This is a genomic window from Salmonella sp. NW884 (assembly GCF_051700745.1).
In the GTDB taxonomy this organism is placed as follows: Bacteria; Pseudomonadota; Gammaproteobacteria; order Enterobacterales; family Enterobacteriaceae; genus Salmonella; species Salmonella enterica.
This window is the reverse complement of sequence record NZ_JAMMDE010000001.1, coordinates 670772-682668: the sequence shown is the minus strand read 5'-3', so window position 1 is coordinate 682668 and position 11897 is coordinate 670772. Positions and strand designations below refer to the sequence as shown.

Annotated in this window: 8 protein-coding genes, 3 pseudogenes and 1 other annotated feature; of the genes and pseudogenes, 7 read left to right on the top strand and 4 right to left on the bottom strand. The window is 51.3% G+C overall.

Going from position 1 to position 11897, the window contains the following annotated elements; translation table 11 throughout:
- Positions 1-49: 49 nt before the first annotated feature.
- Both hisG and hisL read right to left on the bottom strand, forming a co-directional pair.
- The gene (gene hisG, locus NA197_RS03575; protein ID WP_000886604.1) at positions 50-949 is read right to left on the bottom strand and encodes an ATP phosphoribosyltransferase; all 900 of its coding nucleotides are present in this window, start codon (positions 947-949) and stop codon (positions 50-52) included.
- Positions 950-995: 46 nt separating this feature from the next.
- Positions 996-1119: a sequence feature (His leader region), on the bottom strand.
- A complete protein-coding gene (gene hisL, locus NA197_RS03570; RefSeq protein WP_001364200.1) occupies positions 1095-1145 on the bottom strand; it encodes a his operon leader peptide in 51 nt (16 codons plus the stop codon). It overlaps the preceding feature by 25 nt.
- 162 nt (positions 1146-1307) lie before the next feature.
- Between hisL and NA197_RS03565 the strand changes: the two genes are divergently transcribed.
- The 4 genes from NA197_RS03565 (at position 1308) to plaP (ending at position 4736) form a co-directional block, all read left to right on the top strand.
- Positions 1308-2132, top strand: coding sequence for an SDR family oxidoreductase (locus NA197_RS03565; protein ID WP_000754712.1), 825 nt, complete (start codon positions 1308-1310; stop codon positions 2130-2132).
- A 45-nt stretch (positions 2133-2177) separates the two neighbouring features.
- Positions 2178-3092 (top strand): LysR substrate-binding domain-containing protein, encoded by a 915-nt coding sequence (locus NA197_RS03560; protein ID WP_064042938.1) that lies wholly within the window; start codon positions 2178-2180, stop codon positions 3090-3092.
- 233 nt (positions 3093-3325) lie between these two features.
- Complete coding sequence (gene yoeI / locus NA197_RS03555) at positions 3326-3388, top strand: membrane protein YoeI (RefSeq protein ID WP_096335044.1); 63 nt, start codon at positions 3326-3328, stop codon at positions 3386-3388.
- Positions 3378-4736: a putrescine/proton symporter PlaP gene (gene plaP, locus NA197_RS03550; RefSeq protein WP_001519005.1), complete on the top strand. Its 1359-nt coding sequence runs from the start codon at positions 3378-3380 to the stop codon at positions 4734-4736. The genes yoeI and plaP overlap by 11 nt, the downstream gene beginning before the upstream one ends.
- 135 nt (positions 4737-4871) lie before the next feature.
- Here the strand turns inward: plaP and sbcB are convergent, their stop codons facing one another.
- A complete protein-coding gene (gene sbcB / locus NA197_RS03545) occupies positions 4872-6302 on the bottom strand; it encodes an exodeoxyribonuclease I (protein WP_053445049.1) in 1431 nt (476 codons plus the stop codon).
- Between the two features lie 135 nt (positions 6303-6437).
- Here sbcB and NA197_RS03540 point away from each other — a divergent pair.
- A pseudogene (locus tag NA197_RS03540) lies at positions 6438-6515 on the top strand (hypothetical protein); the annotation flags it as partial.
- 129 nt (positions 6516-6644) lie between these two features.
- Here the strand turns inward: NA197_RS03540 and sopA are convergent.
- Positions 6645-8992 (bottom strand): annotated as a pseudogene (gene sopA, locus NA197_RS03535) (SPI-1 type III secretion system effector HECT-type E3 ubiquitin transferase SopA).
- A 262-nt stretch (positions 8993-9254) separates the two neighbouring features.
- Between sopA and NA197_RS03530 the strand changes: the two are divergent.
- Both NA197_RS03530 and phsA read left to right on the top strand, forming a co-directional pair.
- Positions 9255-9350, top strand: a pseudogene (locus tag NA197_RS03530) (heavy metal-binding domain-containing protein); the annotation flags it as partial.
- Between the two features lie 259 nt (positions 9351-9609).
- Entirely contained in the window at positions 9610-11886 is a 2277-nt protein-coding gene (gene phsA / locus NA197_RS03525; protein WP_064043510.1) for a thiosulfate reductase PhsA, read from the top strand.
- Positions 11887-11897 lie beyond the last annotated feature (11 nt).

Sequence of the window (11897 nt, the reverse complement as noted above, 5' to 3'; positions counted from 1 at the left end):
ATCAACGCATTACGTAGGCCTGATAAGCGCAGCGCTATCAGGCGTCAGATCACTCCATCATCTTCTCGATCGGCAGTACCAGAATCGAGCTGGCGCCAAGCGCTTTCAGTTTCTCCATGGTTTCCCAGAACAACGTTTCGCTGCTGACCATGTGCATCGCCACGCGCTGTTGCTCGCCCGCCAGCGGCAGAATTGTCGGCCTTTCAGCGCCTGGCAGCAGGGCGATAACCTCTTCCAGGCGTTCACTTGGCGCGTGCATCATGATGTATTTCGATTCGCGCGCCTGAATCACGCCCTGAATACGGGTCAGCAATTTATCGATCAGCTGTTGCTTGCTCTGTGCCATCTCACCGTCGCGCTGAATCAGACAGGCTTTAGAGCGGTAGATAACTTCGACTTCACGCAGGCCGTTAGCTTCAAGCGTCGCGCCGGTAGAGACCAAATCGCAGATAGCGTCGGCCAGCCCCGCGCGCGGCGCGACTTCGACAGAACCATTTAACAGACACGATTTAAAAGAGACGCCTTTCTGGTCGAGGTAGCGTTTGAGGAGGTGCGGATAAGAGGTAGCGATACGTTTACCGTCCAGCGCGGCCGGGCCGTCCCAGGCTTCGTCAACCGGTGTTGCCAGCGATAAACGGCAGCCGCCGAAGTCAAGACGGCGCAGGGTTAAATAGCGTGGATCTTCGCCCTGCGCGCGGCGGTTGAGTAGCTCTTCTTCCAGCACGTTTTCGCCGATAATACCGAGATCGACCACGCCATCCATCACCAGACCCGGAATGTCATCATCACGCACGCGCAGGATATCAATCGGCATGTTTTCCGCCATCGCAATCAGGCGCTGAGTGTGTAAATTAATTTTTATGCCGCAGCGGGCCAGCAATTCTCGTGAATCATCGCTTAAACGGCCTGATTTCTGAATAGCTATGCGTAAGCGGGTGTTGTCTAACATTCTGCGTTCCTCTTTATCCTGTCTGAACCGGTCTGTATAGCGCGCCAAAAAAAAGCCCCCGGAAGATGATCTTCCGGGGGCTTTCTCATGCGTTCATGCACCACTGGAAGATCTGAATGTCTTCCAGCACACATCGCCTGAAAGACTAGTCAGGATGATGGTGATGATGGTGGTGTTTAAATTGAACGCGTGTCATAAAAATTCCGATGAATGCTTATTCATTTGATACCTTTTAACCTAAACCACTTTTACGCCTTAAAGCAAGTGCTTTTTTCATTTCGCATTTATAGTATGAATTGTCAGTCACGGCGGGCTGGCGTAGCCTTATGTATAAGGCGTTAAAGTCAGGAGAAAATGGATGAAAAAGGTCGCAATTGTCGGTTTAGGTTGGTTAGGCATGCCGCTGGCAATGTCGCTGGCAGCGAGAGGCTGGCAGGTTACCGGCAGCAAAACCACCCTTGACGGGGTGGAAGCGGCCCGTATGAGTGGAATTGAAAGCTATCCGCTGCGTCTGGAGCCGGAGCTGGTCTGTGAGGCGGACGATCTTGACGCTCTGCTGGATGTCGATGCGCTGGTGATAACACTGCCCGCGCGCCGTAGCGGTCCGGGAGAGGATTTTTATCTGCAGGCGATGCAGGAGCTGGTCGACAGCGCGCTGGCTTATCGTATCCCGCGTATTATTTTTACCAGTTCGACGTCTGTTTACGGCGATGCGCAAGGCGTGGTGAAAGAGAATACGCCGCGTAATCCGGTCACGGCCAGCGGGCGTACCCTGAAGGAACTGGAAGATTGGTTGCATAATCTGCCGGGCACGTCAGTGGATATTCTGCGGCTGGCGGGGTTGGTCGGGCCTGGACGCCATCCCGGTCGTTTCTTTGCCGGAAAAACCGCGCCGGATGGTCAACACGGGGTCAATCTGGTGCATCTTGAAGACGTGGTTGGCGCAATTACCCTTTTGCTACAGGCGCCGAAAGGAGGGCACATCTATAATATATGCGCGCCGGCGCATCCAGCCCGCAACGTGTTTTATCCGCAAATGACGCGCTTGCTGGGAATGGCGCCGCCGCATTTTCGTGACGCACCGGACAACGGCAAAGGGAAGATTATCGACGGTAGCCGGATTTGTAATGAGCTGGGATTTGAATATCAATATCCCGATCCGCTGGTGATGCCGATGGAGTGAGTCGCTGTCCAGCAGGTGGTCGCCATATAGCGCAAGGGGACGAGTATGAAACCACTGCTGGACGTTCTGATTATTCTTGATGCGTTAGAAAAAGAAGGCAGCTTCGCGGCGGCGTCGGCAAAATTATTTAAAACGCCGTCCGCCCTCAGTTATACCGTTCATAAGCTGGAAAACGATCTTAATATCCAACTGCTCGACCGTAGCGGGCATCGCGCGCGATTTACGCGAACCGGTAAGATGCTACTGGAAAAAGGCCGTGAAGTGTTGCACACCGTTCGCGAGCTGGAAAAGCAGGCGATTAAACTGCATGAAGGCTGGGAGAACGAACTGGTCATCGGTGTGGATGATACCTTTCCCTTTTCTCTTCTGGCCCCGCTTATCGACGCTTTTTATCAACGCCACAGCGTGACGCGCCTTAAATTTGTCAATGGCGTTCTCGGCGGTTCATGGGAGACGCTGACGCAGGGAAGGGCGGATATTATTGTTGGCGCCATGCGCGCGCCGCCGCCTGACACCGGCTTTGGCTTTGCAAGACTGGGCGATCTTGAACTGGTGTTTGCTGTCGCCCCGCATCATCCGCTGGTTCATGAAGAGGAACCGCTTAGCCGCCAGACGATCAAACGTTTTCGCGCGATTGTGGTTGGCGATAGCGTCCATTCCTCGCAATCAATAGGGTCTGAACTGCTCGACGCTCAGGAAGCGATTACCGTGTTTGATTTTAAAACCAAGCTGGAGCTGCAAATTAGCGGCCTGGGATGCGGCTATTTACCGCGTTATCTGGCGCAGCGATTTTTGGAAAGCGGCGCGCTTATAGAGAAGAAAGTTGTGGCGCAAATCGTCTATGAACCGGTGTGGGTTGGCTGGAATGAACAGACCGCCGGGCTGGCCAGCGGCTGGTGGCGGGATGAAATTTTAGCAAATAATGCTATTGCTGGGGTGTATGCAAAATCGCCGGTTTAAAAATCAATCGCTTATGAAAAATAATTTTTTGAACGCGCTCGCATTCTCTTGTCATTTCACTTCAATTTAGGGCAGAATACGCCGCTTGCAAAAAATGACACTAACCGACGTTTTAATACGCGTCGGTTATTTTTTTGCTTCAAACACATCATTCAATACCAAGAGGCCGGGCTTCGTACCGGATAGATACTTACTTAAAAATCGACAGTTGTTGTCGCTGAGGAATCCAGAAAATGGGGCAATTTTTTGCTTACGCGACGGCATTCGCCGTAAAGGAGAATGACCATGTCGCATAACGTTACTCCAAACACCTCTCGCGTGGAATTACGTAAAACGCTTACGTTAGTTCCGGTTGTAATGATGGGTCTTGCCTATATGCAGCCGATGACGCTGTTCGATACATTTGGTATCGTTTCAGGCCTCACTGACGGTCACGTACCGACGGCGTATGCATTCGCGTTAATCGCGATTCTGTTTACGGCGTTGAGCTACGGGAAACTGGTGCGTCGCTATCCTTCCGCGGGTTCGGCGTACACCTATGCCCAGAAATCCATCAGCCCGACCGTTGGCTTTATGGTGGGTTGGTCTTCTCTGCTCGATTATCTGTTCGCGCCGATGATCAACATTCTGTTGGCAAAAATTTATTTTGAAGCGCTGGTGCCCTCTATTCCGTCATGGGTGTTTGTCGTGGCGTTGGTGGCCTTTATGACGGCCTTTAACCTGCGCAGCCTCAAATCGGTCGCTAACTTCAACACCGTGATTGTAGTGCTACAGGTGGTGCTGATTGCGGTCATTCTGGGCATGGTGGTTTATGGCGTATTTGAAGGCGAAGGCGCCGGTACGCTGGCGAGCACCCGTCCGTTCTGGTCCGGCGATGCGCACGTTATCCCGATGATTACGGGAGCGACGATCCTGTGCTTCTCCTTTACCGGCTTTGACGGCATCAGTAACCTGTCGGAAGAGACCAAAGATGCTGAGCGCGTGATCCCGCGTGCGATTTTCCTGACCGCGCTGATTGGCGGCCTGATCTTCATCTTTGCAACCTATTTCCTGCAATTGTACTTCCCGGATATCTCTCGCTTTAAAGATCCGGATGCGTCTCAGCCGGAAATCATGCTGTACGTGGCGGGTAAAACCTTCCAGGTGGGCGCGCTGATCTTCTCTACTATCACCGTGCTGGCTTCCGGTATGGCAGCGCATGCAGGCGTAGCGCGCCTGATGTACGTAATGGGGCGCGACGGCGTATTCCCGAAAAGCTTCTTCGGTTACGTTCATCCGAAATGGCGTACGCCAGCGATGAACATCATCCTGGTCGGGGCGATCGCGCTGCTGGCGATTAATTTTGACCTGGTGATGGCGACGGCGCTGATTAACTTTGGCGCGCTGGTCGCGTTTACCTTTGTTAACCTGTCGGTGATTTCGCAGTTCTGGATCCGTGAGAAGCGTAATAAAACGTTGAAAGATCACTTCCAGTATCTGTTCCTGCCTATGTGCGGTGCGCTCACGGTTGGTGCGTTGTGGGTTAACCTGGAAGAGAGCTCAATGGTACTGGGCCTGATCTGGGCGGGTATCGGGCTGATTTATCTGGCGTGCGTAACTAAAAGCTTCCGCAACCCGGTTCCACAGTATGAAGACGTCGCGTAATCGCGCGTATTATCGGCAATAGTAAAACCGGAGGCAGTGCCTCCGGTTTTTTGTTTGTCATCCAGCATGTTTACCGGATGGCGGCGTCACTTTTTATCCGCTCTGGATTAACAATGCCCGTCAGGCATTGGTCAATTACACAATCTCGGTTGCGTACTGCCACAGTGATTTCAGCAACCCCAGCTTCGTTTTATCTTCCGCATACTGCTGAGAAAGCATCTGCAATTCATTGGCATATTGTTGTAAAAACTCCGGCGTCAGCACCTGACGGCGATGCTCTAGCCAGCGCTGCTGCTCTGCGTCATCCAGCGTACCGGGAAAATTGCGTGCGCGGTAATTAAACAGCAGCTTCTCAATGCGCTTATCGACAAAGGTAATGTCCAGCGCGGGCAGGTTACGTGGCTCGGTTTCGAGTACGATTTTCATGGCTGCGCGATCGGCATCGCTGAAAAAACCATCATAGAGCTGGGCATCAACGTTATCCGAGGCGGCAAAAGGTTCGGCTTCGGCGAAAATCGCCACCACTTTGTCGCGAACCTGCGGGTTTTCACGCAACACTTTCAGGTTATCCAGGCAATGCTGGCGGTTAATTCCCAGTCGGTCGGCATCCTCTGGGCGCAAGGTATTCGCCTGCGCCAGTACCGGACATTTATTGATATGCACCAGCTTTACCGGCACTGCGGCGTGATCGCCAAGATCGGCTTTGGCCGTATAAAGCCGCTCGCGAAGGGTGTCGCTGTCCAGCTCAAGAAGAGGATAAATATCGCCTGCTAAATCGACCATGATCACCGCGTTACGGTTTTCAGGATGCCACGCCAGCGGCGCGACCCAGCTTGTATTACCGCGCCACGCGCCAAACATGCCGGAGACATGCACCAGCGGCTTCATTTGCGGAACGTCAATCAGCGCCGCCAGTTTATGTTTACTGCGGTGGCTATAAAGATAATCAAACAGCCGCGGCTGGCGTGTTTTCACCAGCTGCGCCATCGCAATAGTGGCGTAGACATCCGCCATCGCATCATGCGCGTTGCTGTGTTCGATCCCGTTCGCCTGGGTTAAATGTTCCAGACGAAAGCTGGGCAGGCCGTCGTCGTTTTCCGGCCAGTTAATTCCCTCCGGGCGCAGCGCATAACAGGCGCGCATGACATCCAATAGATCCCAACGTGAATTATCATGCTGCCAGCTCCAGGCGTAGGGATCGTAAAAGTTGCGATAAAAAATATTGCGCGTAACTTCATCATCAAAACGCACATTGTTGTAACCCACAACGCAGGTTTTAGGAACGGTAAACAGCGCATGAATGCGTCTGGCGAAAGCGGCTTCGTTTTCTCCTTTCTCACGCGCTTCCTGTGGCGTGATGCCGGTAATCAGCACCGCGCCGGGCTGCGGTAGATAATCATCAGCGGGTTTGCAGTAAAACACCTCCGGCTCGCCAATAACGTTGAAGTCGTTATCCGTACGGAGCGCGGCGAATTGCGCAGGTCTGTCGAGGGCCGGATGCGTACCGAAGGTTTCGTAATCGTGGAAGAGGAATGTGCTCTGTATGCTGTCGTTTTTAACTGTCACTTGATGTACACGCCTGATGTTATATGTATATGAAATATTTTATTCTTTTATTTTGTCGTTGATTGATTGTATTTGTACACCAATTGGTATTGTTGCTAATGTTGGTACATGCGATGGTGAGTACAAAATACTAAAATGATCATCAGCGACACTAAGCTACGCTCCCTCTATGGTAAACCATATTCCGGTCCATCTGAAATTACTGATTCTGATTTAGTACTGTATGGAATTTAGGCCAGGGTCAATCTGGCCGGGATCTCAAAAAATGCATGGACTAAAACGGGTCTATTTACAAAGGGACACAACGCTGTGTCCCTTAATTCCATGCGGGTTGAGGCTGGACTACGCCCAGGCCAGTGGCAGGATGGATGACAGAACACTCGGGAAATATTTTCTGGCATGACGTTGCATACTATCCGCCACAACGCTGGTACAGGTAAAGGCGCCATGGAGGCCGTGAAAACGGTCGGACCAGTCGGTAAACTGTTCGCTGGACGGGAATATCGCCGGAGACAGCTCCCAGGCTTTCTGCATTAGCGCCTCCGCATAGCCTCTCAGGGCGGGCGGAGAGTCATGCTCAGTGCCGAAAATGGCGCTGGAGGAATAGCGTGCGAATGCGGTACTGAGACAGAACAGGGTTTCCGCCTGCTTCTGTGGGGTGGCGTCCGTCAGGTGATAAGCACTGAGGATGTGCTGGTAGTGTGTCGGGCTGAGTTTGCCTTCAGGAAGCAAGGGGTCAAAAACGGTGTTCAGACGCGACACTGAGGCATCATCAATCAACTTCACGGTGGAATGTTTCTGGTTCGTGGCGGCAATAAACTGCTGGTTCAGCTCCCCGTGCTCTTCAGTGCTGAGGATGATATCAATCAGCTCCCCAAAGCGTCGCTGCGTGGCCTGCTGATTAAATGCGGCGAGAAACACCGGAAAGTCATGACGGAATAACTCTACCGGAGAGATTTGCGCGGTGGAAACGTTCTCTCCGGCTCGCAGCAGGTAAAAGTTGTCCCATGCAGTGTCAGGAGTAGGGTTTAGCATTGTTAACAGCGTGTCAGTGGAGAGCATCATCGCCGTGTCTGAATCCTGGGAGGAAAACAGCAGGAAATTATCTGCGGCGCGGGTTGTCCAGTCCGGGCTGCCGTCATAATTGCCGAAGAGTCCATTATGGATGTGGGGAGACACCGCCGGGTGCGCAAGATACTGTTCATAAAGCGCTGCAGCTTTCTGGCGGGTGCCATCAGTGCAGTCCACGCCTGTCATACAGTGTAAAATCACCTGATTAAAGAGTCCGCTGTGAGTGGTCATGGCGGCGCTGTTCCTGTCAAACGAATCCAGCAACACAGGCAGTATGCGCTGCTGATAATATGTGTCAGGAGCCGGCAGGGGAACGTCATTATAGGTCTGGCACTGGTGGGCAAAAAAACGTTCCTGAACAGGCCTGATCCACTCGCTGATAAGCGTACTTTGCGTATAGGGGGGTGGGCCAGTACGCTCACCAGCGAACTTTCAACTGGCCGGATACCTGCCTCTGTTAAACGGCCGCCCCGCAATGACTTCACCAGGTCTTCCATTGCCCGGACTTTTTCCTGACTGTATTTATCGGGCAGGCTGTCAATGGTCATCAGAATACTTTTACCATTATTGTGCTCATGATTTAAAAATCCATCCACAGCGTTCTCAGTCCAAAGGAGTGGCATTTGCAGCCAGATATCACCTAGACGAATAAAATTTCCGCCCCTTGATACTGACGGAGGTGATGAATTATCCGGTTCATGTAAAATAACGCCAGAGAGGTTGGCTTTGTGACGTATAAGCGTATTTTTTAATGTTGTATCAATAAAAGAGGGCTGTTGTTGTGTAGTAATTGAATACTGTAGAAACACTTCATTCATGTCTGAATTACTAAATTTTGTATTACTGCAGACTACATCACTCAGTGTCGAATAAGTGAATCGGCATTCGTCAAAATGTAAATGAGATATATCAGAATAAGTAAATTTTGAATTTGAAAAGTTGAACCCCTTAATAATATCGCCGTCTCGCTCCATGAAGCTGGGGGGCAATATTTTGCTGAATGTAATATTACGGAAATCTGCGTTTGAAAAATCGCGATCTGCGGCCGTAAGGGTTTCTCCGGCTTTCTGCCGTAAAACTGCATCCGTGAGTTTCTTAGCCCAGTCGGCAGGTGATGACGGGGAAGACGTAGCCTGAAGTGAGAGGGAGGGTGATACTGGTGGTGTTCTACCTTCAGAAACCGTGGGCCTGTTATTAGCTGATACAGAGACTCCACCGGGGAGCGGGGCCGCACCTGTCACTCTGTAATTATAATCACGTGATTGATTTGCAATATGCTTACGCATGAATGCTGCATTTATTTTTGAGGCATCTTCTTCTGAAATATTCTTCTTACCTGCATTATTTGTATCTTTAATATTTTTAACGGTAATCAATGTCTTGTTTAAGGTGTTTTTATTTTTCGGCTGAAACAAGTCTTTTATTTTTTGTGGTAACGCGAACTCAATCGATGAGCTCTTTCCTGTTTTAATTTTTTCATTTAAAGAAGCATGCGTGTTTTTAACACTGGTTATTTTTGAGGCGAACCCGTTTTTCGTATGTTCACGAATAGAGGTAATTAATTTTTTAACCTGGTTAGGAATAGTAGAAAAATTAATTGCGCCTGATGATATCTTCATTAGAATTCCTTATCAACATCATTATGGAAAAACGGTCTGGATTTTTAACGCCTTAAAAGTAAGCTTCATATGTCGGTATGGCGATGGAGATCACAATTCACCATGTTATCTGGCAGGTTTCTTTCAGAAAGTGTCCATCCTGTCATCATGTCACCATATTATGGGACGCTGACGTATCTGCGGAAAAATCCAGGCATAAGAGAGCGGGTCGGGTAACGAAGCCCGTGTGCGCGAAAAACTAAACCCGCTTCGATGCGCAACCAACGTTTTCGCCGGTATTCGGGATATCGTCGGCGGACGTTCCGGCGCGTATGAGAAAGAACTGCGTAAAGCGCGTGAAATCGCTTTTCAGGAAATAATCGTTTTCTTTTAAATATTATTACGTGTTATTGGAATTGTATCATTTTTATAATTAACAGCGGGTTGTTTGGTAATTCTGCTGATTATTCAATGACAGTCCATGTGCGTGTTCAGGAAATGTAAAATATTTATAAAATAAAAGGTCTTATCGTGTTAGCGTGTTCATTTTAACAACTATTTCAAATTGTGATTGAAGCCGACATTTCATAATACAAATTAAATATAATCTTCAGCTATATCTAATAACAGGAGGTTATATGAGCATTAGTCGTCGTTCTTTTTTGCAGGGGGTGGGCATCGGCTGCTCTGCCTGCGCGCTGGGCGCTTTTCCGCCCGGGGCGCTGGCGCGCAACCCGATTGCCGGCATTAGCGGTAAAACCACGCTAACACCAAGCTTGTGCGAAATGTGTTCCTTTCGTTGCCCTATTCAGGCGCAGGTAGTCAATAACAAGACCGTTTTTATCCAGGGCAATCCTTCTGCGCCGCAGCAGGGGACGCGCATATGCGCCAGGGGCGGGAGCGGCGTCAGCCTGGTCAATGACCCGCAACGGATTGTAAAACCTATGAAACGCACCGGGCCACGCGGCGACGGTGAATGGCAGGTGATTAGCTGGCAACAGGCTTACCAGGAAATCGCGGCGAAAATGAATGCCATCAAAGCGCAGCATGGCCCCGAGAGCGTGGCTTTCTCTTCCAAATCGGGCTCGCTCTCCAGCCATCTTTTCCATCTGGCTACGGCCTTTGGTTCGCCTAATACCTTTACGCACGCCTCAACATGCCCTGCCGGGAAAGCCATTGCGGCAAAAGTGATGATGGGCGGCGATCTGGCGATGGATATCGCTAACACGCGCTATCTGGTTTCGTTTGGCCACAATTTGTATGAAGGGATTGAAGTTGCCGATACCCATGAGTTAATGACCGCGCAGGAGAAGGGGGCCAAAATGGTGAGCTTCGATCCGCGTTTGTCGATATTTTCCAGCAAGGCGGATGAGTGGCACGCTATTCGTCCCGGGGGGGATTTAGCGGTTCTGCTGGCGATGTGCCACGTCATGATTGATGAACAGCTCTACGATGCGTCTTTTGTTGAGCGTTATACCAGCGGATTTGAACAGTTAGCACAGGCGGTAAAAGAGACGACGCCGGAATGGGCCGCCGCGCAGGCCGATGTCCCAGCCGACGTTATTGTCCGGGTGACACGCGAACTGGCCGCCTGCGCGCCTCACGCTATTGTCAGTCCTGGTCATCGCGCGACGTTCTCGCAGGAAGAGATCGATATGCGGCGTATGATTTTTACGCTTAATGTGCTGCTCGGTAATATTGAGCGCGAAGGCGGGCTATATCAGAAAAAAAACGCGTCGGTTTACAATAAACTGGCCGGAGAAAAGGTCGCGCCAACGCTGGCGAAACTCAACATTAAAAATATGCCGAAACCGACGGCGCAACGCATCGATTTGATCGCACCGCAGTTTAAATATATCGCCGCTGGCGGCGGCGTGGTGCAAAGCATTATTGACGCGGTGTTAACCGAGAAGCCTTACCCGATAAAGGCGTGGATCATGTCGCGGCATAATCCTTTCCAGACCGTCACCTGTCGTTCGGACCTGGTAAAAACCGTTGAGCAACTGGATCTGGTGGTCAGCTGCGATGTCTATTTGAGCGAGAGCGCGGCGTATGCCGACTATCTGCTGCCGGAATGCACCTATCTCGAACGGGACGAAGAGGTATCGGATATGTCGGGACTGCACCCGGCTTACGCTCTGCGCCAACAGGTCGTAGAACCGATTGGCGAGGCGCGTCCGAGTTGGCAAATCTGGAAAGAACTTGGCGAGCAGTTGGGATTAGGGCAGTACTATCCGTGGCAGGATATGCAGACGCGCCAACTCTATCAGTTGAACGGCGACCATGCCTTAGCGAAGGAACTGCGACAGGAAGGGTATCTCGAATGGGGCGTTCCGCTGCTATTACGCGAACCAGAATCCGTTCGCCAGTTTACGGCGCGTTACCCCGGCGCTATCGCGACGGACAGTGACAACACCTATGGCGAACAGCTTCGCTTCAAATCGCCCTCCGGCAAAATCGAACTTTATTCCGCAACCCTGGAGGAATTGCTCCCAGGCTACGGCGTTCCGCGCGTTCGTGACTTTGCGCTTAAAAAAGAGAATGAGCTTTACTTCATTCAGGGCAAGGTGGCCGTGCATACCAATGGCGCGACGCAGTACGTACCTTTACTCAGCGAGCTAATGTGGGATAACGCGGTCTGGGTCCATCCGCAAACAGCGCAAGAAAAAGGCATTAAGACCGGCGATGAGATCTGGCTGGAAAATGCCACGGGTAAAGAGAAAGGTAAGGCGCTGGTGACGCCCGGTATTCGCCCGGATACGCTTTTTGTCTATATGGGATTTGGCGCTAAAGCTGGGGCTAAAACGGCGGCGACGACACACGGTATCCACTGTGGCAATTTACTGCCGCACGTGACGAGTCCGGTATCCGGTACGGTAGTGCATACCGCAGGCGTGACGCTGAGCCGGGCATGAGGGAGGAGGGA

What these genes read in the sequence shown, in the direction of transcription:
- hisG (WP_000886604.1), bottom strand. Translation starts at nt 949, where the DNA reads ATGTTAGACAACACCCGCTTACGCATAGCTATTCAGAAATCAGGCCGT.
- NA197_RS03565 (WP_000754712.1), top strand. Translation starts at nt 1,308, where the DNA reads ATGAAAAAGGTCGCAATTGTCGGTTTAGGTTGGTTAGGCATGCCGCTG.
- NA197_RS03560 (WP_064042938.1), top strand. Translation starts at nt 2,178, where the DNA reads ATGAAACCACTGCTGGACGTTCTGATTATTCTTGATGCGTTAGAAAAA.
- plaP (WP_001519005.1), top strand. Translation starts at nt 3,378, where the DNA reads ATGTCGCATAACGTTACTCCAAACACCTCTCGCGTGGAATTACGTAAA.
- phsA (WP_064043510.1), top strand. Translation starts at nt 9,610, where the DNA reads ATGAGCATTAGTCGTCGTTCTTTTTTGCAGGGGGTGGGCATCGGCTGC.